The organism is Chryseobacterium rhizoplanae, from assembly GCF_900182655.1.
GTDB lineage: Bacteria > Bacteroidota > Bacteroidia > Flavobacteriales > Weeksellaceae > Chryseobacterium > Chryseobacterium rhizoplanae.
In genome coordinates, this window is the sequence record NZ_FXTC01000007.1 from 127,915 (window position 1) to 149,925 (window position 22,011).

The 22,011-nt window shown below is 37.3% G+C and carries 23 protein-coding genes and 1 riboswitch; of the genes, 14 read left to right on the top strand and 9 right to left on the bottom strand.

Annotated features, from left to right (window positions below):
• Positions 1-30: 30 nt before the first annotated feature.
• From asnB to serS, 3 genes are all read left to right on the top strand, one after another.
• Positions 31-1,929 carry an asparagine synthase (glutamine-hydrolyzing) gene (gene asnB / locus FN817_RS16130; protein ID WP_142718841.1) on the top strand — a complete coding sequence of 633 codons (1,899 nt, stop codon included), beginning with the start codon at positions 31-33 and terminating at the stop codon, positions 1,927-1,929.
• A gap of 38 nt (positions 1,930-1,967) precedes the next feature.
• A complete protein-coding gene (locus tag FN817_RS16135) occupies positions 1,968-2,486 on the top strand; it encodes a hypothetical protein (protein ID WP_142718842.1) in 519 nt (172 codons plus the stop codon).
• Positions 2,487-2,552: 66 nt separating this feature from the next.
• Positions 2,553-3,821: a serine--tRNA ligase gene (gene serS, locus FN817_RS16140; protein WP_142718843.1), complete on the top strand. Its 1,269-nt coding sequence runs from the start codon at positions 2,553-2,555 to the stop codon at positions 3,819-3,821.
• Positions 3,822-3,878: 57 nt separating this feature from the next.
• Here the strand turns inward: serS and FN817_RS16145 are convergent, their stop codons facing one another.
• The 9 genes from FN817_RS16145 to FN817_RS16185 form a co-directional block, all read right to left on the bottom strand.
• Positions 3,879-4,616, bottom strand: coding sequence for a hypothetical protein (locus tag FN817_RS16145; protein WP_142718844.1), 738 nt, complete (start codon positions 4,614-4,616; stop codon positions 3,879-3,881).
• Between the two features lie 18 nt (positions 4,617-4,634).
• Positions 4,635-5,360 (bottom strand): sulfite exporter TauE/SafE family protein, encoded by a 726-nt coding sequence (locus FN817_RS16150; protein ID WP_142718845.1) that lies wholly within the window; start codon positions 5,358-5,360, stop codon positions 4,635-4,637.
• Positions 5,351-5,803 (bottom strand): FixH family protein, encoded by a 453-nt coding sequence (locus tag FN817_RS16155; protein ID WP_142718846.1) that lies wholly within the window; start codon positions 5,801-5,803, stop codon positions 5,351-5,353. The genes FN817_RS16150 and FN817_RS16155 overlap by 10 nt, the downstream gene beginning before the upstream one ends.
• Before the next feature lie 10 nt (positions 5,804-5,813).
• Positions 5,814-7,268: a cytochrome c oxidase accessory protein CcoG gene (ccoG, locus tag FN817_RS16160; protein ID WP_047424685.1), complete on the bottom strand. Its 1,455-nt coding sequence runs from the start codon at positions 7,266-7,268 to the stop codon at positions 5,814-5,816.
• Between the two features lie 95 nt (positions 7,269-7,363).
• A complete protein-coding gene (locus tag FN817_RS16165; RefSeq protein ID WP_142718847.1) occupies positions 7,364-8,245 on the bottom strand; it encodes a cbb3-type cytochrome c oxidase N-terminal domain-containing protein in 882 nt (293 codons plus the stop codon).
• A gap of 10 nt (positions 8,246-8,255) precedes the next feature.
• Positions 8,256-8,456, bottom strand: coding sequence for a cbb3-type cytochrome oxidase subunit 3 (locus tag FN817_RS16170; protein WP_002983870.1), 201 nt, complete (start codon positions 8,454-8,456; stop codon positions 8,256-8,258).
• A gap of 20 nt (positions 8,457-8,476) precedes the next feature.
• Positions 8,477-10,738 carry a cytochrome-c oxidase, cbb3-type subunit I gene (gene ccoN, locus FN817_RS16175; protein WP_047424689.1) on the bottom strand — a complete coding sequence of 754 codons (2,262 nt, stop codon included), beginning with the start codon at positions 10,736-10,738 and terminating at the stop codon, positions 8,477-8,479.
• Between the two features lie 21 nt (positions 10,739-10,759).
• The gene (ccoS, locus tag FN817_RS16180) at positions 10,760-10,972 is read right to left on the bottom strand and encodes a cbb3-type cytochrome oxidase assembly protein CcoS (protein WP_047424690.1); all 213 of its coding nucleotides are present in this window, start codon (positions 10,970-10,972) and stop codon (positions 10,760-10,762) included.
• 109 nt (positions 10,973-11,081) lie between these two features.
• Positions 11,082-13,460: a heavy metal translocating P-type ATPase gene (locus FN817_RS16185; protein WP_142718848.1), complete on the bottom strand. Its 2,379-nt coding sequence runs from the start codon at positions 13,458-13,460 to the stop codon at positions 11,082-11,084.
• An 88-nt stretch (positions 13,461-13,548) separates the two neighbouring features.
• Here FN817_RS16185 and FN817_RS16190 point away from each other — a divergent pair, with 88 nt between their 5' ends.
• The 11 genes from FN817_RS16190 to FN817_RS16240 all read left to right on the top strand — a co-directional run bounded on the left by FN817_RS16190 (position 13,549) and on the right by FN817_RS16240 (position 22,005).
• The gene (locus tag FN817_RS16190; protein WP_047424695.1) at positions 13,549-14,262 is read left to right on the top strand and encodes a Crp/Fnr family transcriptional regulator; all 714 of its coding nucleotides are present in this window, start codon (positions 13,549-13,551) and stop codon (positions 14,260-14,262) included.
• Positions 14,263-14,323: 61 nt separating this feature from the next.
• Positions 14,324-15,139 carry a 3-methyl-2-oxobutanoate hydroxymethyltransferase gene (gene panB, locus FN817_RS16195; protein ID WP_047381678.1) on the top strand — a complete coding sequence of 272 codons (816 nt, stop codon included), beginning with the start codon at positions 14,324-14,326 and terminating at the stop codon, positions 15,137-15,139.
• Between the two features lie 3 nt (positions 15,140-15,142).
• The gene (locus tag FN817_RS16200) at positions 15,143-15,457 is read left to right on the top strand and encodes a hypothetical protein (RefSeq protein WP_126652688.1); all 315 of its coding nucleotides are present in this window, start codon (positions 15,143-15,145) and stop codon (positions 15,455-15,457) included.
• Between the two features lie 11 nt (positions 15,458-15,468).
• On the top strand, positions 15,469-16,146 hold the full coding sequence (locus tag FN817_RS16205; RefSeq protein WP_142718849.1) for an RluA family pseudouridine synthase: 678 nt from the start codon (positions 15,469-15,471) through the stop codon (positions 16,144-16,146).
• A 22-nt stretch (positions 16,147-16,168) separates the two neighbouring features.
• A complete protein-coding gene (locus FN817_RS16210; RefSeq protein WP_142718850.1) occupies positions 16,169-17,011 on the top strand; it encodes a hypothetical protein in 843 nt (280 codons plus the stop codon).
• Between the two features lie 106 nt (positions 17,012-17,117).
• Positions 17,118-17,214, top strand: a riboswitch (TPP riboswitch).
• 22 nt (positions 17,215-17,236) lie between these two features.
• Entirely contained in the window at positions 17,237-17,479 is a 243-nt protein-coding gene (gene thiS / locus FN817_RS16215) for a sulfur carrier protein ThiS (RefSeq protein WP_228451583.1), read from the top strand.
• 24 nt (positions 17,480-17,503) lie between these two features.
• Positions 17,504-19,315, top strand: a complete 1,812-nt coding sequence (gene thiC / locus FN817_RS16220) for a phosphomethylpyrimidine synthase ThiC (protein ID WP_142718851.1) — start codon at positions 17,504-17,506, stop codon at positions 19,313-19,315.
• Positions 19,312-19,899: a thiamine phosphate synthase gene (locus tag FN817_RS16225; RefSeq protein ID WP_142718852.1), complete on the top strand. Its 588-nt coding sequence runs from the start codon at positions 19,312-19,314 to the stop codon at positions 19,897-19,899. The genes thiC and FN817_RS16225 overlap by 4 nt, the downstream gene beginning before the upstream one ends.
• On the top strand, positions 19,875-20,612 hold the full coding sequence (locus tag FN817_RS16230) for a hydroxymethylpyrimidine/phosphomethylpyrimidine kinase (RefSeq protein ID WP_142718853.1): 738 nt from the start codon (positions 19,875-19,877) through the stop codon (positions 20,610-20,612). The genes FN817_RS16225 and FN817_RS16230 overlap by 25 nt, the downstream gene beginning before the upstream one ends.
• Before the next feature lie 5 nt (positions 20,613-20,617).
• The gene (locus tag FN817_RS16235; protein ID WP_142718854.1) at positions 20,618-21,232 is read left to right on the top strand and encodes a thiamine phosphate synthase; all 615 of its coding nucleotides are present in this window, start codon (positions 20,618-20,620) and stop codon (positions 21,230-21,232) included.
• On the top strand, positions 21,229-22,005 hold the full coding sequence (locus FN817_RS16240; RefSeq protein WP_142718855.1) for a thiazole synthase: 777 nt from the start codon (positions 21,229-21,231) through the stop codon (positions 22,003-22,005). The genes FN817_RS16235 and FN817_RS16240 overlap by 4 nt, the downstream gene beginning before the upstream one ends.
• Positions 22,006-22,011 lie beyond the last annotated feature (6 nt).

Here is a 22,011-nt window from a genome sequence, read left to right on the forward strand (position 1 = left end):
CCTATTTTTACAAATCTATTAATTCATTGTATGTGCGGAATCAGCGGTTATTATTCATTTCATAAAAGTATTTCCTCTACAAATATTCTGGAAATGAATCAGGCGATCAAACATCGCGGCCCTGATGATGAAGGATTCTGGCTGTATGATCATGAGCAGGGGATTTCTTTCTCAGGAAATGATTCTACTCCGAAAATTAAAGAACAGTTTCCGGTTTTACAGGAAAGAAGTTCTGATATTGCCCTGGGTTTCCGTAGATTATCCGTTATTGATCTTTCTGAAAAAGGCCATCAGCCGATGCTTTCAGAAAATGAACAGATCATTATCACTTTTAATGGAGAGATTTATAATTTTAAAAAATTAAGAAAAGAGCTCGAGTCCTTAGGCAATTCTTTCCGAAGCAATTCTGATACTGAAGTTATCCTTAAGGGATATCAGGAGTGGGGAAATTCAACCTTTGCGAAGCTGGATGGGATGTTTGCCATCTGTATTGTTGATCTTACCAATAAAAAACTGATACTGGCAAGAGACAGGGTAGGGATGAAGCCGCTCTTTTACTATCAAAGTGAAGAGGGACTGGTTTGGGCTTCAGAAATAAAAGCACTGCTTAAAAATGAATTTGTAAAGCCTGAAATTAACTGGAATGGAGTTTACACCAATTTCCTTTTTCAAACAACATTGGCTCCCCAAACATGCTTTCAGGATATTGTATCCCTGGAACCTGCTTCTTTGATGAGCATTGATTTATCAGATCAAAAAATTACCAAAGAGAAATTCTGGACACTGCCTTCACCGTCTGTAAAAAATATTCCGGAAGAAGAAGCTGTAAGAAAAATAGATCAACTGCTTTCTGAAAGTATATCCGAACAATTATACGCTGATGTTCCTGTAGCTGTGATGATGAGCGGTGGAATAGATTCTACTTTAATTGCTTCAAAATCAAAACCTTTTAATCCAGATATCAATACGTACACCATTTCTTACCCGTTTTCTGAAGAAGAAGTGAAAAACGCATCTCTGGCTGCTCAACATTTTGGTGTTTCGCATGATATAAAAGAAGTGAGTGATGATGAAGCGCTGGAACAGCTTAAGGAAAATATCCAGCATTTTGAAGAACCTTACAGCAGTTTTGAAGTCTTGATCAATGCTGCGAAATATGCGCATGACAAAGATTTTAAAGTAGTATTAAGCGGAAATGGTGCCGATGAACTTTTTGCTGGTTATTCCCATACCTTGAAGTTGAATAGATGGCTGCTGATGAGGAATTTTAACTTTATAAAGCCTTTTATTTTTACAAAAGATCAATTTTCGCAACGGGTAAAAAACTATTTTTCTCAGGATGATATGTTTGATTTTTTCAGACAGAGCCAGATCAGTATGATGCCTTCGGAAGTAAAAAATCTTTTTCATACTTCTATTTTTAAAAATATTAATACTGATTTGTCCGGGTACCATACTTCTGAATCTAAAAGCTATTCCGGATATTTTGAATATGATATCAAATATTCCCTTTCTTCCCATCATGTATTCAGGGATGATCTGAGTGCGATGAAATATAGCGTGGAATTTCGTTATCCTTATCTGAGTAATAATCTGATCAATTATGTAGCGTCATTACCTGTAAATATCAGATTTAATGGAAGTAAGAACAAACCATTATTACGTAAAACAGCAGAAAAATATCTTCCTGAATCCGTTTTAAATATGCCTAAGAAAGGATTTTCATTTCCTGTTCATTATTTCATTAAAAATGAAAAAAGAGTAAGGGATTTTATTGTTGAAAATCTTGAAAGTTTAAAAAAGAGAAATTTTTTCAACGCTGCAGTAATTGATGAGTGGAGGAATCATCAGGAACATGAGTATGATTGGGTGAAAATCTGGCAGCTGGTGACTTTTGAACTGTGGTATCAGAAATATTTTGAAAAATAAAGAAGCAGCCTAAAGATTAATATTTTACCTTTGTATTTATGATGAAATATTTTTGGGGCATACTTGTTGCGGTTTTTGCACTTGTAAGTTGTAAAAGTGATGATGATTCTTTGCAGAGAATAGATCAGTTACTTAATATCTATGTGAAAAACAGCGCTGGGCAGGATCTTCTGAACAGTAAAAAGACCGGATCTTATACAGGATTTTCGGTAAATGATATTTTTGGAACTAAAGATATTTCTCCGGTAAGTGTTTCGTTAAGAATGACAACAGATTCATTATTTTATATGGAGTATCTGGCAGGCGCAAAAAGAAGAAGGCTGGATTCTATAAGTCCTGATAATCCGGGGACGGGAAATTCTTACTACTCTAAAATGCAAATTACCTATACAAAAAGTACTAATGTAGCTGACAATGTAATTGATACTTTGGAAATTCAGTATCGTAATACACCAACCGTATTCCAGGTTTCAAAAGTTTTGTATAATAGGGTTCCGGTATTTTCTAAAGATGCTGATGCACCAACTTCGATAAATACCGTCACTATCACAAAATAATTTTTAAATTTGTACAATTGTTAGCTTATTATAAGCTAAACATCTAATATTTAACATCTAAATAAAATGTTACAAGTCAATTTTTTGCGCGACAATAAGGAACGCGTTTTAGAAGGTCTTAAGAAAAGACAATTCAAAAATCTTGAGTTGGTAGACGAGGCTATCGCTGCCGACGACGAAAGAAAAAGAATCCAGTTTGAACTAGATTCCCAGCTATCCGAAATCAACAAAATATCGAAAGAAATCGGGCTTTTGATGAAAGAAGGGAAAAAAGATGAAGCGGAATCTGCAAAATCTAAAACAGCACAATACAAAGAGTCGAGCGCAGAATTGAAATCCCAGTTAGAAGTTAAAGAAAATGACTTACTGAATATTCTGTACCAGCTTCCGAACATTCCAAATGAATTGGTAAAAAGCGGAGCTTCTGCTGATGATAACGAAATGATTTTCCAGTCTCATCCGGTAGAAGGTCTTGGTGAAGGAGCTATTCCTCACTGGGAACTGGCTAAAAAATACAACCTTATTGATTTTGAATTAGGGGTTAAAATTGCAGGAGCAGGTTTCCCGGTTTATTTAGGAAAAGGAGCAAGATTGCAGAGAGCTTTGGTTCAGTATTTCTTAGATAAAAATGTAGAAAAAGGATATACAGAAGTAAATCCTCCTCACGTTGTGAATGAAGCATCTGGATTTGGAACCGGACAACTGCCTGATAAAGAAGGACAGATGTATTATATCAACGAAGATAAACTGTACCTTATTCCTACAGCAGAAGTTCCTGTAACGAACCTTTACCGCGATGTATTGCTTGATGAGAAAGATCTTCCCATCAAAAATACGGCATTCTCGCAGTGCTACAGAAGAGAAGCGGGAAGCTACGGAGCTCACGTAAGAGGATTGAACCGTCTGCACCAGTTTGAAAAAGTAGAGATTGTAAGAATTGAAAAACCTGAGAACTCTTACGCTGTTTTGGAAGAAATGGTAGAGCACATCAAGGAAATCCTTACAGATCTTGAACTTCCATTCAGAGTATTAAGACTTTGTGGTGGTGATACTGGTTTTGCATCTGCGATGACGTATGATTTTGAAGTATGGAGTGCAGCTCAGGAAATGTGGCTTGAAGTAAGCTCTGTTTCCAACTTTGAAACCTTCCAGGCAAACAGATTAAAATGCCGTTACAAAGGTGATGGTAAATCTCAGTTGGTTCACACCCTGAACGGATCTGCAATGGCACTGCCAAGAATTATGGCGGCATTGCTTGAGAACAACCAGACAGCAGAAGGAATCAAACTTCCTAAGAAGATTGCAGAATATGCAAGATTTGATGTAATCAACTAAACTAATCAATTAATTTAGTATACAATAAAAACCCACCGGATCCCGGTGGGTTTTGCTTTATTCTGTAACGATAATAATCTTTTTATCTTCGTTTTTGAGTTTTGAATCTTTATCATAAATGGATTTCAGGTCATATTCTATTCTTATTGAATGATCATCGATCTGCTTTACCCAGTCATGCTTCCCTGTCATTGATTTTATGGGATTTTCAAACTTTAAAGTAGTACCGATCTTTTTGAAAAACATCATCATCATTCCGGCCATCTTCTCAGTTTCTTCCTTTGAGCTTTTGGAGCGAATAGCCTCTTCAATACTTTTAAGGTTAAAGTTTTCGGTATCAATCGTCAGGGTTTTTCCGTCCCAATTATTGTAAATGTTCTGATCCAAAGGGATCTTTTCCGTTTTTGTAAAGCTTTTCAGAGCCTGATAATCTTCCGGAGCAAAATGTTCCATTTTAAAAGAAAACCCTGCCAGTTTATTGTCTTCTTTCGTTGATTTCATGAATATCTTTTTCATGATCCTGATTGAATCCGGATTTTCAGTTTTTAATTTTCCTTCCTTTTTGGCAAGATCGTACATACTTGTCCAGGTTGTTGGAAGCTTGTCCACTTCTCCAAATTCTTTCTGCTTTAGCGAGTCTGGGGTCATGGCCATCATTTCTACCATAAACTCTTTCGTATCAATATCGGTTACGGAAGTAGAAGCGGCATCTTTATGATAGACAATTTCAGAATTCACGCTGCAGGATTGCAGCATAAAAAGGCTTATCAGAAATAAGACAATGGTTTTCTTCATGGTGTATTTAAATACGAATTAATGGCAGTTAACAGCTCCGTTCGGATCTTTAGAGATTGTCATTGCTTCCGCTTTTGGAGAAACATAAGGAATTCCCAGTTCAAGACCTCTTAGAATAAATAATCCTCCTAAAATAATCATGATCACCGGAACCGCTTTCAAAACTTTCACTCTGAAAGCCTGATTCATGAGATTTCCAGCCAAAACAATGGCAAACATGAACGGAAGGGTTCCCAATCCAAATAAAGCCATATATAAAGCTCCCTGCCATATTCCTCCGCCTGCAAGGCTTGCTGTAAGAGCCATATAAACCATTCCACATGGTAAAAAGCCATTAAGAATTCCTGTGGTAAATCTTGATCGGTAATCCGCTTTCTGAAGAAGCTTTCCCAGATTCATTTTTACGCTATATAGAAATTTAGAGAGAAAAGGAATTTTTGAAGCAAAATCTTTTCCTCCAAAGGAAAATACAGCCATAATGATCAAAAGTACTCCTGCCGTAATGGTAAGGTATTTCTGGAAGCCTGCCATTTCAAATCCCTGTCCGATAATCCCAAGAAGTGCACCCAATAAGGAATAGGTGAAAATTCTTCCGAATTGATAAGTAAGGTTCTGAAGATAAAAGTTGGCAGCCTGCTTTTTGGTTAATCCCATCGACAAGGCAATAGGGCCGCACATTCCGATACAGTGAAAACCGGAAGCAAAGCCTAAAGCAATAGCCGATACAATAAGTCCTATTTCCATATCACGTCATAATCCATTCTGTAGTCTGTTTTATCTGTTGTCCAACTCAGCCTAAGTGTATAGTTACCCATTTTCAATACCTGTGAAGGGATTATGAAAGACTGGCTGGCATCAAGCTGTACAGATTTTTTGATATCTAAATTCTGGTCGTCGGTTCTGTTTAAAACAAATTTTACCGTAGTATTTGAATTGTTATATTCTTTTGGAAAAGTAATTTTAATTCCCTTGGGATCCTGGCTGTATACTGGTTTTTCCGGTAATTCATCTGCTTTTTTCTTAGCATCAATGACATCCTGATATTTCAACTCCTCTTCATAATAATTATCTGTTACCATTTCCGAGTTCTTCTGTCCGTTCGGGAAAAGGAACATCATGGATAATATAAAAACTATGAATGCTAATAATGCAATTACAACACCGTGTCCCCAACTAAAGTTCTTCATTTTTTTCTAATTAAAATTGCAGTTTGAATGGTCCTTCAAAATAAGTCTGATATGAATCGACCAGTTTTCCTTTCATATCGTAAACGCCAATGGTAATATTCTGTTTAGAAAGCTTCATTTCATCTTCCGGGAAGCTGATATTAATAGTCCCTTTAGAAATTTTATCCCGGTCTACCTGAATCTTACTGGATGCACTGTAAGTGATTTCACCATGTGCAGGATCAATTACTTTGATGGTAACTATTTTTTTATCGTTCGTTTTATTAAGGAAAGTATAATTATAGGTATTGGTAATTTTACCGTCTCTTACAAAGAATGTGCTTCCTGCCGGTTTGATGAATTTAGCCTCCATCTCACCACGGCTGTATAGAAGATATCCTAAGAATCCTACAAGAAGTAATAAGAATACGGCAAATCCTTTCATTCTTCCTGTAAACTTAAATTGAGTTTCTTTTTCAATTTCGTTTTCGGAAGCATATCGGATCAGTCCTTTTGGAAGACCTACCTTGTCCATTACTTCATCACAAGCATCAATACACGCTGTACAGTTGATACATTCCAATTGTTGTCCGTCTCTGATGTCAATTCCGGTAGGACATACCACTACACACTGGTGACAGTCGATACAATCTCCTTTGCCGGCAGCCTTACGGTCTTCGCCTTTTCTCCATTTTGACCTGTTTTCTCCTCTTTTGAAGTCGTAGAAAACGTTGATTGTGTCTTTATCAATTAATACCCCCTGAAGTCTTCCGTATGGGCACACCAATGTACAAACCTGCTCCCTGAACCATGCAAATACAAAGTAAAATGCAGCAGTAAGAAGAATCATTACGATAAAATTGGTTGGATGTGCAAATGGTCCTTCACCAATGATCTTGAATACTTCTTCATATCCTACAATATACATGAACATGAAGTGGGTGATTATTAATGAAATGATGATATAAACAGTCCATTTTAAACTTCTTTTCCAGATCTTTTCGCTGTTCCACTCCTGTCTGTCCAGCTTCATTTGCTTGTTTCTGTCACCTTCAATCAGATATTCTATTTTACGGAAAATCGATTCCATAAAAATTGTCTGAGGGCAAATCCACCCGCAGAAAATTCTTCCGAACGCAATCGTAAAAACAATAATAAAGATTAAGGAGGCAATAGCACCTAAAGTAAGGATGAAAAAGTCCTGTGGATAGAAAGGCTGTCCAAAGATGAAAAACTCCCTGTCTATTACATTAAACATCAGCAATGGGTTGCCATTGATTTTGATGAATGGTAATGTAAAATAAATAATTAATAGTAGATAGCTTACAATGTTTCTATAGTTGGTGTACTTTCCTTTAGGTTTTCTTGGGAAGACCCATCTTCTTTTTCCGGATTGCTCCATTGTCCCTATAGAATCTCTGTAAGTCTCAGGGTCCAGAACCTGTCCCTGTCCGCCGCGTACTTCTATTTCTTCTATGTCTGACATATGTTAATAGGTTTTAAAAAAGAAAAAACATAATTCGTTACTATTTTAATCTAATAACAAATTATGTTTTTTTCATATGTTTCTAATTTTTTAAATTATTCTTTTTCCCAATGTGCTTCAGTTCCTTGTGGAGCTGCTCCTCCCTGAGCCGGAGTCACTGGTGGTTGTTCCTGATTGATGTGATATACATACGCTGCAATCTTTTCAATCTCTGCACCTGAAACTTCTCCGTTTTTACCGAATGGTCTCATCGCAGGGTTAGTAGGAGAACCATTCCAGTCCATATGGAATACGTTTTTAAATAACGTTTTCTCAGGCTGGTTGATCCAGTAGTTATCAGTAAGGTTTGGTCCGATACCTCCACTACCGTCTTCTTTGTGACAAGATGCACAGTTTGTTTTGAATAATTCTTTACCTTCTGCAATATTATCAGCTGAATACTTTGCTGTTTCAATTGTTACAGGAGGCTGAGATTTCTGATATTCTTCAATACTGGCTAACTGCTCTTTATATTCTTTTTCATATTCGCTTAACGGGTGAGCGAAGTCTGTGAAAGAGTATGCAGCAATATACACAATACAAAAAGCGGTCCCAAAATAGAATAAACCTACCCACCATTTTGGTAATTGGTTATCCAACTCCATAATTCCATCGAAACCGTGATCGATAAGGATATCCTTTTCTTCAGTTTCAGATTGCTTTTTGAATGCAGCCAGATACATTCTTTTTAAGAAAGGAACTTTCTTTTCAGCCAGATAAGCTGCTTTTTCCTCCGGAGATAATTTTTTGAATTTGTTGTTCTCGATAAGGTCTCCAATGGCACCATGAATATAGGCAAGGATACCAGCGATCACAACAGTTCCCCAGAAATAAGGCGAAGCTAGGAACGCGTAGCTCTGTACAAATAAATAATAAAAAACTATTAAAAGTCCGATTATTATTAAGATGTTTATAACAACAGGTGTTCTTTGTTTCATAAAAAATAGTTTAATTTTTTAAATTAAAATCGTCATCTTCATCATCCCCAAGAGGAGCCTCTTCTTCTTCTTTGTAATATTTTTTAGGTCTGCTAAAAACATAAATTACCAAAGCAATGAAGAACAGCATAAAGAAAATCAGAGCCAGCGTCTGGTAGAAACCAGCGTTTTCTGTATTGGATAATATATCTTTAAAGTTCTGAGGAATCATAGTATGAACCTTTTAATGTTTTAGTTATTACTTGCTGTTTTGATTTCAGTTGTTTTGATATCAGTTCCTAATCTCTGAAGATAAGAAATAAGAGCTACAATTTCTTTTTTCTCCAATTCTCCCTGAGGTCTCTTAGCATAAGCCTGTTTAAGGTCATTTGCTTCAGAGAAGATATCTTTTACAATTTTTGCTGATTGGTTGTTGGCCCATTTATCTGCAGAATCGATTTCAGCCTTAGAATAAGGTACATCGAACACATTTTTCATCAGCTTCATTTTGTCAACCATCTTAGTTCTGTCTAAGTCAGTAGCAATTAACCAAGGGTAACGAGGCATGATAGAACCTGCAGAAGTTGATCTTGGGTTATACATGTGCTTGTAGTGCCAAGAACTTGGGTTTTTACCACCTTCTCTATGTAAATCCGGTCCTGTTCTCTTAGAACCCCATAGGAATGGTCTGTCGTATACGAATTCTCCAGCTTTGGAGTATTGTCCGTTTTTACCGTTGAACCTTGTGATCTCATCTCTGAACGGTCTGATCATCTGAGAGTGACAAGCATTACACCCTTCACGGATATAAATATCTCTACCTTCAAGCTCAAGTGGTGAATATGGTTTTACCGCTGAAATCGTAGGTACACTTTTCTTAAGAGATAGGGTAGGGATGATTTCAATTGAACTACCAATAGATATTGTAATGAAAGATAAAATACCTAATAATACAGGAGTTCTTTCTAACCAAAGGTGAGTACCTTCTCCTTCTTTTCTATTTTTACTGATGTTTGCTAATGCAGGAGCTTCAGCAGGAACTTCTTTCTGGAATGATCCTTTTCTTACCGTAGCAATTACGTTTACGATCATTAAGATCGCTCCTGAGATATAGAATAAACCTCCTACGAATCTCATTTTGAAGTAAGGAATAATAGCCGTTACAGTATCCAACCAGTTTTTCCATAATAATGTTCCGTCCGGATTGAACTGCTTCCACATTAATCCCTGTGTAAATCCTGAAATATACATTGGTACTGCATAGAAGATAATTCCTAAAGTGCCTAACCAGAAGTGCCAGTTAGCTAATTTTACAGACCAAATTTTTGTTCTCCACATGATGGGTACCAGATAATAGATAACCCCGAATGCCATGAAACCATTCCATCCAAGAGCTCCTAAGTGTACGTGACCGATAACCCAGTCTGTAAAGTGACCAATTTTGTTGATGTTTTTAGTTGCCAAAAGCGGCCCTTCAAACGTTGCCATACCATAACAGGTAACAGCTACTACGAAGAACTTAAGGATAGGATTTTCTCTTACTTTATCCCAAGCTCCTCTTAACGTAAGAAGACCATTTAACATACCTCCCCAAGATGGGGCAATAAGCATGATAGAGAACCCTGTTCCTACCGCCTGAGCCCAAGCCGGAAGAGCTGTATACTGAAGGTGGTGAGGACCAGCCCAGATATATACGAAAATTAATGACCAGAAGTGAATAATAGACAGTTTATAAGAGAATACCGGTCTGTCTGCAGCCTTCGGAAGGAAGTAATACATTAAACCAAGAACCGGAGTCGTCAATACGAATGCAACCGCATTGTGCCCATACCACCACTGTACAATAGCATCTTTTACCCCTGCGTATGCTGAATAAGATTTCCAGCCTGTGAAAGATAAAGGTACTTCAAGGTTATTGAAGATGTGAAGCATTGCTACCGCAATCCAAGTACCGATGTAGAACCAAATCGCTACATAAAGGTGTCTCACTCTTCTCTTTGAAATAGTCAGGAACATATTGATACCAAAAATGATCCATGAGAATGCGATCAATATGTCGATCGGCCACTCGTGTTCAGCATATTCCTTAGAGGTATTGATTCCCATAAAGAATGTAATGAACGTAGCAACGATCATAAACTGCCAAGTCCAGAAATGTAACCAAGACAATGTGTCACTGTACATTCTTGTTTTTAATAATCTCTGTAATGAGTAATAAATACCGGTATAAACGATATTACATACAAATGCCCAGATTACGGTATTGGTGTGCAGCATTCTGATTCTACCAAAACCAAATGCACCATGAGTGTTTATTAACCCTTCAATATTACCTGATGCCAAACTTTTAATGGTTGTGTCATCTGTCCCGAAAAAGAATTCAGGCAATTCAGGGTAGAAAAGCATTAATGCCGCCGTAAGCCCGAACGTAAACCCTATAAGACCGAAAACTAAGGTCGCATAAAGGAACGCACGGACAATACTATTGTCATAACTAAACTTCTGTGTTTCCATATCAACTATTCACTATTTTTCTCAATTTTTATTATTTTCTCCTATTTCTTTCTCGTCTTTATCTTTGTTGCCAGGTTCATCATTTTCTTTGACTTTTTCATCATCAAAAAGGATTCTGACAGCCGGAGATTCATCATCTTCAAACTGTCCTTTTCGGGCATACACTATAAATACGACCAAGAAAATCGCAGCCAAAGAAACACTGCAGAGGATCATTAAATATAGAATATCCATTGGACAACAAAATTAACCTATTTTCGGGGTTCAAATTTAGTGAAAAATAATGACTTTCATCACGAAAAGACGATTTCAGCTAATTTAAAATCAGTCTAAATAAGGGCTTTTAAGCCTGTTTTTTGAAATATTTGCGGCCTAAAATCCAGGTTGAAAGTGTAGTAAAGGTAACCACTGTAATTGAACTGATTGGCATGATGATTGCAGCGAAGAGCGGATGCATATGTCCTGTAACAGCGTAACTTAAACCAACGATATTGTATAGAAAACTGATTATAAATGTCATTTTCACAATGGTGATAGAACCCTTGCAAACGTTCAGGTAATTGTCCAGTGTAACTACTTTATCGCCATTCATAATCACATCGGAAGATGGCGTAAAACTGTTGGTGTCGTCAGCAATGGCAATCCCTACATTACTTTGTTTTAAAGCTCCCGCATCATTAAGGCCATCTCCCAGCATCGCAACTTTCATATGCTGATCCTGAAGGGTTTTAATGTAATTCAGCTTGTCTTCCGGACTTTGATTAAAGGCCATTCCTTTATAATTGGGAATAAGTTCTTTAAGCTGATTTTCTTCTGAAGAATTATCTCCACTCAGAATAAATATTTTGTAGTTGGTTAATTTTGTGAAAAGTTCTTTCAGCTTCGGACGGTATTCATTCTTAAAGATGAATTTGCCTAAATATTCACCATTTTTGCTGATGTAAACTGCTGTTTCCAGGTTTTTAGGTTCCTGGTTGTTGTAACGGGCGGAACCAATTTTATAAAGACTTCCTCTTACACTGGCTTCATATCCTTTTCCTGAGATTTCAACGAATTTCTCTACAGGGAAATACTCATCATTGACCTCGATAAATTCATATAATGATTTTGAAAGCGGGTGGTTGGAGTTCTTTAATAAAGTCTTAATATTCAGAGAATCAAATTCATTGATTTCAGATCCTTCGTAGTTGATATTGGATTTTTTTCTGTGCGTGATCGTTCCGGTCTTGTCAAAAACAATTGTATCAAGCTTCGCGATTTTTTCAATCGTTAAAGTATCTTTTACATAGAACTTATTTCGACCTAAAATCCTCATAATGTGCCCGAAAGTGAATGGTGCAGAGAGTGCGAGAGCACACGGGCATGCAATGATCAGAATAGCTGAAATAACCTGGAACATTTTATTTAAATCAATAAAATACCAATAAGTTCCTGCTACCAAAGCAATCCCTAAAATGATGAATGTGAAATATTTACTGACGTTATTTGTTAACGTGTCAAGTCCTGTTTCGTGTTTTTTAAATGCTTCTTTATTCCAAAGCTGCGTTAAATAACTTTGATCTACGTTTTTAATGACTTCAAGCTCTAAAGAAGATCCAATCTGTTTTCCTCCCGCGAAAATTTTATCTCCGGGTTGTTTGCTGATGCTTTCACTTTCTCCGGTAATAAAACTGTTGTCAATGTTTCCTTCTCCGTTGATCAGAATAGCATCCACCGGGATGATTTCCTGATTTCTTACCAGAATTCTATCACCCACTTTTATTTCAGACAGTAAAATATTATCCTGTTTTCCTTCGAAATCAACTTTTGTTACGGCAATCGGATAGAAAGATTTATAATCTCTGTCATAAGAAAGAGCACTATATGTTCTTTTTTGGAAAATTTTTCCAAGAAGCATGAAGAATAACAGTCCACATAGAGTGTCGAAATATCCTGGACCATAATCTGTTACCACTTCGTAGATGCTTCTTCCGTATAGGACAAAAATTCCTAAGACAATCGGAACATCAATGTTGACGATTTTATTTTTTAAGCCGTACCATGCAGATTTATAATAATCTGAAGCGGAGTAAAATACGACAGGTGTTGCCAAAAGGAATATCAGGGTTCTGAATAAGCCTCTGTAATGTTCCATCCAATAATCTTCACCCCCAATATATTCAGGAAAAGCAAGGAACATTCCGTTACCAAAAGCAAAGGCAGCAATGGCAAATTTTACTAATAAAGATTTGTCAAGATGGTCTTCATTTTTATCAGCGGTTTCAAGACTGATGACGGGTTTGTACCCCAGGTTGGTTAAAAATTTAGCAAGTTCGCTTAATTTCAGATCGTTATGATTGAATGAGATCTGTAAGGTCTTTCTAGTGAAATTAACCTGAGAATATTTAATATGCTTATTTAACGTGTGAAGGCTTTCTAACAGCCAGATACAAGAAGAACAGTGAATGACAGGGATTTTGAATGTTACGAGACTGGTGCTTCCTTCAGAAAAATCAGTCACTTTTTCAAAAATTTCCGGTGTATCTAAGTAGTCAAATTGAGTAGAATTTTCGTCATTCGGACGAATTCCCGCTCCTTTATTAAGCTCATAGAAATTGCTTAAATTATTTAAATTTAGAATTTCGTAAACAGATTTGCATCCATTACAACAGAAAGTCTTTTCATCAAATAAAATTCTCTCTTTTTCTATCCCTTGACCACAATGAAAACAGTTCTCGCTCACCCCATAAAATATTGAACTACAAAATTATAACAAATTTTTTTGTTTATCGCGTTAAAAAGTTCTATTTTTGTGATAAATATCATATAAAATGCCGCAGGAACAACAGATAGCAATTGAAGAGAGGTTCGCCAGAGTTTTTAATGATAAATCATTTAAAGAAAGACTTTCTAGCGCAGATTTTGAAAAATACATTAATGGCAAAAAGAAACTGAGTTTTCAGAAACATGAAACCATTTTCGAGGATGGTGAAACTCCAAAAGGAGTGTTCGTTCTGGAAAAAGGGGCTGCCAAACTTTCGAAATCAGGAGCCTTCGGGAAAGACCAAATTTTAAGATTTATCAAAGAAGGGGATATCATCGGCTATCGTTCTTTGCTTTGCGGGGAAAATTTCCAGGCCAAAGCAGAAGCAATGACAGATATTGAATGTGTTTTCTTACCCGCAGATATTTTTATGTATCTTCTGGAAGTAGATCCGCAGCTGTCTTTCGTAATGCTTCAAAAAATCTCATACGAACTAGGAGAATCTTCAAATACCATTACTTTCCTTGCCCAGAAAACGGTAAGAGAAAGACTGGCTGAAATACTACTGCTTCTGGAACAGAAGCTGGGAGTAGATCCTGAAGGCTTCATCAAGATCTCATTAACGAGAGAAGAAATTGCCAATATCATTGGTACCGCTACAGAAAGTGCCATCCGTCTGATCTCAGAATTCAAACAGGATAGTCTCATTGAAGTAGACGGAAGAAATATCAAGATCTTAAATCACGACAAACTCATGAAACTCGGTCACGTAGTTTTATAAATCATACAAAAACTTAAGTCGGCTCAAGGCCGACTTTTTAACTTTTAAAAATAGATAAATTATGTCTGTTCACTCTGAAATTAAAAAAGTTACGACTGAAACCTTGCGTAAAATGAAATTCGACAAGGAAAAAATAACAATGCTTACAGCCTATGATTTTACCACAGCAAAGATGGTAGATGCAGGTGGAGTAGATGCTATTTTGATTGGAGACTCTGCAGCGAATGTAATGGCCGGTTTTGAAACTACATTACCTATTACGCTGGATCAAATGATCTATCATGCTCAAAGTGTGGTAAGAGGAACCGACAGAGCTTTGGTGGTAGCAGATTTACCTTTCGGAACTTATCAGAGTAATCCTGAAAAAGCATTGGAATCTGCGGTAAGAATGATGAAGGAAGGTGGAGCACATGCCGTGAAAATTGAAGGCGGAAAGGAAATTTCCAAATCAATCAAAAAAATTATCAACGCTGGTATTCCGGTAATGGGACATTTGGGATTAACACCACAGTCTATTTATAAATTCGGAACGTATAAAGTAAGAGCTAAAGAAGAGGCAGAAGCTGAAAAACTGATTGCTGATGCACAGCTTTTGGAAGAATTAGGCTGTTTTTCTGTTGTATTGGAAAAAATACCTGCAGAATTGGCAAAAAAAGTGACTGAAAGTATTTCCATTCCTACTATTGGAATCGGGGCCGGAGCAGACTGTGACGGGCAGGTTTTGGTATATCATGATATGGTAGGAATGAACAAAGGTTTCAGCCCGAAATTCTTAAGAAGATATCTTGACCTTTACACAGAAATTACAGGAGCAGTTTCTCAATACGTAAAAGATGTGAAGAATGTAGAGTTTCCAAACGAAAACGAAAGCTATTAATCTATGCAGAATCAACAATCTATCCAGGGAATACTATCTATCGCAGCACTGATTTGTCTTGCTGTGGGATGGTTTAATTTATTTTCTCCGGAAATCAATCATTTGCTTTCAAGAAAAGTTTTTTATGTTCTGATAGGTGCGAGCTTCTTTATTCAGGCCCCACTGCTTACCAATAAGAATTTTGTCTATGCCATGTATGCTGCTGCTGCCATTTGTGTATTGGGAGCATTCATACCAGAAGACTCAAAACTTTCTGCAGTAAAAACAGTAGGCCTTCTGGCGGGAATTATCCTGTCTTTATCCAATAGAAGAAGATAGACAGAAGAAGCATGAAGGAGCAGATTATATATGAAGACAACCATCTTCTGGTGATTAATAAAAAGGTGGGTCAGCTTGTACAGGGTGACAAAACCGGAGATGAATCACTATTAGAATCCATCAAGAATTTTATAAAAATAAGAGATGCTAAGCCGGGAAATGTTTTTCTCGGCTTGGTTCATCGTATAGACCGTCCAACTTCGGGGCTGGTGATCTATGCAAAAACTTCCAAAGCACTTTCCCGTCTTACGCAGATGGTGAAAAACCGGGAGGTGAAAAAAACATATTGGGCAGTTGTGGGTAAAGAAATGATCCCGCAAAGCCAGAGACTGGTACATTATTTAAAGAAAAATGAAAAAAATAATAAAGCCATTGTCTTTCCTAAAGCTACTGAAGGTGCAAAAGAAGCAATCCTGACTTATCATGTGATCAAAACATTAGACAATTATTTGCTGTTGGAAATTGACCTTGAAACGGGAAGACACCATCAGATCAGAGCACAATTATCTAAAACAGGAATTCCGATCAAAGGAGACCTGAAATATGGAGCCCCACGTTCCAATCCGGATGGAGGAATCAATCTTCATGCAAGAAAGCTTGAATTTATTCATCCCGTTACCAAAGAAAATATTGAAATTACAGCTCCGGTGCCGCAAAATGATGCGATCTGGAGAGCTTGTGAAGAATAAGCATATCATAAAAAACTATACCATGAAATTCAAATCACTTTTATTAGCCACATTGCTGGCTATGGCATCTTGTTCAGACAATGATGAATTGCCGGTGGATAATTCACAACAGACGATTACTGAAAATACTAGTAAAATATCGTGGAATTATCCTGTTTTGTCACCTGTCTTTAATGGATTGGAACAAAATTATATGTTCGAATATGATGCTCAGGGAAGAGTTTATAAAAAAAATGGAGGAATTTTGAAGTCCTCAGGAGCTTCGGGAGCTCCGGACCGATTTACAAATCTGATTTATACTAAAATATCTTATACAGGAAATACAGCTGTTGTAGGAAGTTATAGCTCAGATCCATCATTTAATGTTCAATTGAATGAAAGGAAATTTGAATTTGATAATCAGGGTAGAGTTATTAAAGTAGTTATTCCACAGGTTAATAATTCATATATGGATAAGTATTTGACCTATACTTATGATGCTTCAGGAAAGTTAATTGAGATTTTAACCCAATATCCTAATGTTCCATACGATCCAACTGATCCACAAGATTATATTTTGACCTATGTAGAAAAGTTTATTTATAACACCTCAGGAAATTTAGAAAAGGCAATTAAAACGGAAAAGCATAATAATATTGATGCTTATGTTACGAATGAAATTACATTGGATAACTTTGATGCTGCACAAAATCCATTTAAGAATTTGGGTGTTTTTGAAGATTATTTCTACTTTTCATTATCAAAAAATAATCCTCAAAGAATGATTTCAAAAGAATATAAACCTTATAGCTCCGAATTTTTTCTGAGCCAATCAAATTGGACTAATCAATATAATTCTGATGGAAGCATGAAGCTGTTTTACTAAAGAACTATTTAAAATAAAAATGAAGACTGTCTCAAAACCGAGATGGTCTTTTTTCATTATAAGTAAAAATCAATTTTGCTTATTTCAAAATAATGTCTAACTTCGTTCCCAACTTTAGGGGTGTCTGTTACCAACAGACTGAGACTTTACCCTTTGAACCTGATCTGGATCATACCAGCGTAGGGAAAAGTAGATGACTTTTGCTGTACATTCTATTGTACAATAATGGCCATTCCTAAAGTATATTTAAAATTATTAGGAATGGAACTTGTAATCAACCACACCCGAAAAACATTTGATGTACTTCCTGCCAACCTGGAAGCATTACTGGCTATTGAACTGCCCGGAAAGAAAAAAGGCATCGCTGTAGCCCTCAACAATCGCATTATCCCCCTGTCAGTCTGGGCGGAAACCATTCTCAACAACAACGATTCAGTTTTAATCATCACTGCCACTCAGGGCGGTTAATTCTCATATTTAATACCAATACTTATGGCTCACTCCATTACATGTTCGCCATTTCCGAACTCAAAGAAAATCTATGTTGAAGGAACAATACATCCTATCAATGTAGCAATGCGTGAAATACAGCTTAGCCCCACCAAATTGACCAATGGCGGCTTTGAACATAATGCTCCGGTAACGATCTACGACACTTCGGGACCTTATACGGATGAAAATGCAGCTATTGACATTCAGAAAGGACTTCCAAGAATCAGGGAACAATGGATTCTGGACAGAAATGATGTGAATATCCTGGAAGGAATCACTTCAGAATACGGAAAAGCCCGTTTGGCAGACCCACGTCTCGATGAATTAAGGTTTTCTTACGATCATAAACCTAAAGTAGCACAGGAAGGAAAAGAATTGACCCAGCTTTACTATGCAAAACAGGGAATCATCACTCCCGAAATGGAATATGTGGCGATCAGAGAAAATCAAAGAATAGAACAGCTGGAATCAGTATCCAAAGAAATGGCTTTTCAGCATCCCGGACATAGCTTTGGAGCCAATACTCCTAAAAGTAAAATCACTCCGGAATTTGTAAGAGACGAAATAGCTGCCGGAAGAGCTATTATTCCCAATAATATCAACCATCCGGAAAGTGAACCAATGATTATCGGAAGAAATTTCCTGGTGAAAATCAATGCGAATATCGGAAATAGCGCTGTTTCATCCAGTATTGATGAAGAAGTGGAAAAAGCGGTATGGGCCTGTCGATGGGGAGCTGATACCATTATGGATCTTTCAACTGGGAAAAATATTCACGAAACAAGAGAGTGGATCATCAGAAACAGTCCGGTTCCTATTGGTACGGTACCGATCTATCAGGCATTGGAAAAAGTAAAAGGAGTTCCGGAAGACCTGACATGGGAAATTTTCAGAGATACCCTTATTGAACAGGCAGAACAGGGAGTTTCTTACTTCACGATCCATGCGGGAGTTTTGTTGAGATACATTCATTTAACAGCAAAAAGAGTGACCGGAATTGTTTCCAGAGGAGGATCTATTATGGCGAAATGGTGTTTATTCCATCATAAAGAAAGCTTCCTATACACTCATTTTGAGGAGATTTGTGAGATCATGAAGAAGTATGATGTTGCTTTCTCTCTGGGTGATGGTCTTCGTCCGGGATCTATTGCAGATGCCAATGATGCAGCGCAGTTTGCCGAACTGGAAACTTTAGGTGAACTGACAAAAATTGCATGGAAACATAATGTACAGGTAATGATTGAAGGCCCGGGGCACGTTCCGATGCATATGATCAAAGAAAATATGGAAAAACAATTGGAAGAATGCCATGAAGCTCCGTTTTATACCTTAGGCCCTCTGACTACTGATATTGCGCCGGGTTATGATCATATCACTTCAGGAATCGGGGCGGCGATGATCGGATGGTTTGGCTGTGCAATGCTTTGCTATGTAACCCCGAAAGAACATTTAGGGCTTCCGAATAAAGACGATGTAAAAGTTGGAGTAATAACCTATAAACTGGCAGCTCATGCGGCAGATCTGGCAAAAGGTCATCCGGGAGCACAGTACAGAGACAATGCCTTAAGTAAAGCCAGATTTGAATTCAGATGGGAAGATCAGTTCAACCTTTCTTTAGATCCTGAAACAGCAAGATCTTATCATGATGAAACACTGCCGGCAGAAGGTGCAAAAATTGCCCATTTCTGTTCTATGTGTGGACCGAAATTCTGCTCGATGAAAATTACTCAGGAAATTCGTGAATCTGCAGAACAGGGAATGCTGGATAAATCACAGGAATTCATTGAGAAAGGCAAAGAAATTTATATATGATCCTCGTTATCACTCCTGAGTTGATTCTTCCGAATGAAACTGATAGTATCAATCAGATGTTTCAGGAAGGGCTTGATTTGCTTCACATCCGGAAGCCGTGGATCAGCCAAAATGAAATGACTGAATTCATCACTAAGATTGACGGAATCTTCCATTCACGGTTGGTGCTACATACGCATTACGATCTCGGGAAAAAATATAATATTTCAAGATTTCACTTCAGGGAAATTGATCGGAAGGAAGGAACATATAAATCTTTTGCGGAAGAGAATACCATCTCAACTTCAGTACATGATATCATAACCTATAATACTTTGGACAAAGAATGGGAATATGTTTTCATAAGCCCGTTCTTTCCAAGTATCTCCAAAAAAGGATATGGATTGGATTCTGCCATTAAAGAAGAAATACAACATCGGAATAATCCAGACGTAAAACTGATTGCTCTTGGGGGAATTGATCAGGATAATATTCATAAAGTTTTTGAATCAGATGTTGATGGAGCAGCTTTATTAGGTGCCATTTGGCAAAGTGAAGAACCTTTAAAAGTATTCAAAAAATGCAGGAACGCCCTTATGTCATAAGTATAGCAGGCTTTGATCCAAGTGGTGGAGCAGGCTTATTATCAGATTGTAAAACCTTTGAACAGTCGAAAGTGATGGGGCTGGGAGTATGTACAGCGTTAACATTGCAAACAGCGTCCAAATGTCTTAGTCTTGAATGGCGTCCATTGGATGAAGTGATAAAAGAGATTAAGGTGTTGATGGAAAATTACCCGGTTTCAGCAGTGAAAATCGGAATTGTGAAAGATGCAGAATTTCTGGATGAGATTATAGAAACGATAAAGATTGACAATCCTGAAGTAAAAATAGTTTGGGACCCCGTTCTGAAAAGCACTTCCGAATTCACTTTTTTTGATCTTGAAACCCTTTCTCAATTAAAAACGGTTGTTCATAAACTCAGTTTGATAACTCCCAATTACAATGAGTACAGTGTTTTAAAGGAAAATAATCTTTTACCGGATTCCAATAAATGCTCATTGCTGATCAAAGGAGGGCATAGAGAAGATCTGTTGGGAACGGATATTTTAGTTGAAAACGAAAACGAAATTGTTTTACAACCCAACAGCCATAATGAAGAATACTTTCCTAAACATGGTTCGGGTTGTGTCTTATCATCAGCCATTACAGCAGAATTGGCCAAAGGTGAAAGTATGGAGGTAGCTTGCCGAAATGGGAAATTATATATCGAAAAATTTTTAAAAAGCAATTCCTCTTTGCTGGGAACACATTCATAAAAAATATGGAAAAATTACAATACATATCACAAGGAAACACAATACAGGAACAGGAATTTCATATCCGAAAAGCCCTTGATAATGGAATCAAATGGGTACAGGTAAGATGGAAAAATGCTCCTGAAAATGAATTAATCAGTCTTTGTGAAACGTCAAAACAACTTTGCTCAGAATATCAGTCGGTTTGTATCATTAATGATCATGTACAAATAGCCAAAGAAATTGACGCCGATGGTGTGCATTTAGGGTTAAATGACAGCGCTGTAGGAGAGGCCAGACAGATTTTGGGAGAAAATAAAATCATTGGTGGAACAGCGAATACGCTTTCAGATGTAATTCAACGAATCAATGAATCTTGTGATTATATCGGTTTGGGACCATTGAGATTTACCACAACCAAAGAGAAGCTGAGCCCTGTTCTTGGGTTTGAAGGATATCGGAAAATCATAGATGGGTTAAGCGAGCAATCAATTGATATTCCTAAAATATTTGCAATAGGAAGCGTTACCCTTGAAGATATCTTACCGTTACAGGAGATCGGAATCTATGGTGTTTCCGTTTCAGGGCTTATTACAAAACAGCCCACCATTATTAAAGAACTAAAAAAAGTAATGATATGAGCAATCAGAAATTAGAAATAGCAGGAAGAATTTTTGAATCAAGACTGTTTTTAGGAACAGGAAAGTTCGGAAGTCTCACAGATATGGTACAATCTGTCATCGCATCAGAAACCGATATGGTAACCATGGCACTAAAAAGAATTGATGCCCAATCCAATGAAGAGAATCTGCTCGACTCATTAAAAGAAACCAATGTTCATCTTCTGCCTAATACTTCCGGAGCCAGAACAGCAAAGGAAGCCGTACTGGCAGCACAATTGGCCAGAGAAGCACTGGAAACAAACTGGGTAAAACTGGAAATCCATCCGGATCCGAAATATCTATTACCAGACCCTATTGAAACTTTATATGCCACCGAAGAACTTGCCAAACTGGGATTTGTGGTGATGCCTTACATTCATGCCGATCCTGTTTTATGCAAACGTCTTGAAGATGCCGGAACCGCTGTTGTAATGCCTTTGGGAGCACCCATCGGAACGAATAAAGGATTAAGAACACAGGATTTTCTTGAAATAATTATCAGCCAGAGTAATGTTCCTGTAGTAGTAGATGCGGGAATCGGGGCGCCATCAGATGCAGCAAAAGCCATGGAAATGGGAGCAGACGCCGTTTTGGTGAATACCGCTATTGCTGTTGCCAGAAATCCGTTGAATATGGCTGTAGCTTTCAAAGAAGGTGTGATTGCCGGAAGAAGAGCTTTTGAATCCGGATTGGGAGCAATTGCTAATCATGCTGAGGCTTCAAGCCCGCTTACTTCGTTTTTGTTTGAATAAATCAAA

Coding starts and splice junctions, on each gene's coding strand:
- asnB (WP_142718841.1), top strand. CDS start 31: ATGTGCGGAATCAGCGGTTATTATTCATTTCATAAAAGTATTTCCTCT.
- FN817_RS16135 (WP_142718842.1), top strand. CDS start 1,968: ATGATGAAATATTTTTGGGGCATACTTGTTGCGGTTTTTGCACTTGTA.
- serS (WP_142718843.1), top strand. CDS start 2,553: ATGTTACAAGTCAATTTTTTGCGCGACAATAAGGAACGCGTTTTAGAA.
- FN817_RS16145 (WP_142718844.1), bottom strand. CDS start 4,616: ATGAAGAAAACCATTGTCTTATTTCTGATAAGCCTTTTTATGCTGCAA.
- FN817_RS16150 (WP_142718845.1), bottom strand. CDS start 5,360: ATGGAAATAGGACTTATTGTATCGGCTATTGCTTTAGGCTTTGCTTCC.
- FN817_RS16155 (WP_142718846.1), bottom strand. CDS start 5,803: ATGAAGAACTTTAGTTGGGGACACGGTGTTGTAATTGCATTATTAGCA.
- ccoG (WP_047424685.1), bottom strand. CDS start 7,268: ATGTCAGACATAGAAGAAATAGAAGTACGCGGCGGACAGGGACAGGTT.
- FN817_RS16165 (WP_142718847.1), bottom strand. CDS start 8,245: ATGAAACAAAGAACACCTGTTGTTATAAACATCTTAATAATAATCGGA.
- FN817_RS16170 (WP_002983870.1), bottom strand. CDS start 8,456: ATGATTCCTCAGAACTTTAAAGATATATTATCCAATACAGAAAACGCT.
- ccoN (WP_047424689.1), bottom strand. CDS start 10,738: ATGGAAACACAGAAGTTTAGTTATGACAATAGTATTGTCCGTGCGTTC.
- ccoS (WP_047424690.1), bottom strand. CDS start 10,972: ATGGATATTCTATATTTAATGATCCTCTGCAGTGTTTCTTTGGCTGCG.
- FN817_RS16190 (WP_047424695.1), top strand. CDS start 13,549: ATGCCGCAGGAACAACAGATAGCAATTGAAGAGAGGTTCGCCAGAGTT.
- panB (WP_047381678.1), top strand. CDS start 14,324: ATGTCTGTTCACTCTGAAATTAAAAAAGTTACGACTGAAACCTTGCGT.
- FN817_RS16200 (WP_126652688.1), top strand. CDS start 15,143: ATGCAGAATCAACAATCTATCCAGGGAATACTATCTATCGCAGCACTG.
- FN817_RS16205 (WP_142718849.1), top strand. CDS start 15,469: ATGAAGGAGCAGATTATATATGAAGACAACCATCTTCTGGTGATTAAT.
- FN817_RS16210 (WP_142718850.1), top strand. CDS start 16,169: ATGAAATTCAAATCACTTTTATTAGCCACATTGCTGGCTATGGCATCT.
- thiS (WP_228451583.1), top strand. CDS start 17,237: ATGGCCATTCCTAAAGTATATTTAAAATTATTAGGAATGGAACTTGTA.
- thiC (WP_142718851.1), top strand. CDS start 17,504: ATGGCTCACTCCATTACATGTTCGCCATTTCCGAACTCAAAGAAAATC.
- FN817_RS16225 (WP_142718852.1), top strand. CDS start 19,312: ATGATCCTCGTTATCACTCCTGAGTTGATTCTTCCGAATGAAACTGAT.
- FN817_RS16230 (WP_142718853.1), top strand. CDS start 19,875: ATGCAGGAACGCCCTTATGTCATAAGTATAGCAGGCTTTGATCCAAGT.
- FN817_RS16235 (WP_142718854.1), top strand. CDS start 20,618: ATGGAAAAATTACAATACATATCACAAGGAAACACAATACAGGAACAG.
- FN817_RS16240 (WP_142718855.1), top strand. CDS start 21,229: ATGAGCAATCAGAAATTAGAAATAGCAGGAAGAATTTTTGAATCAAGA.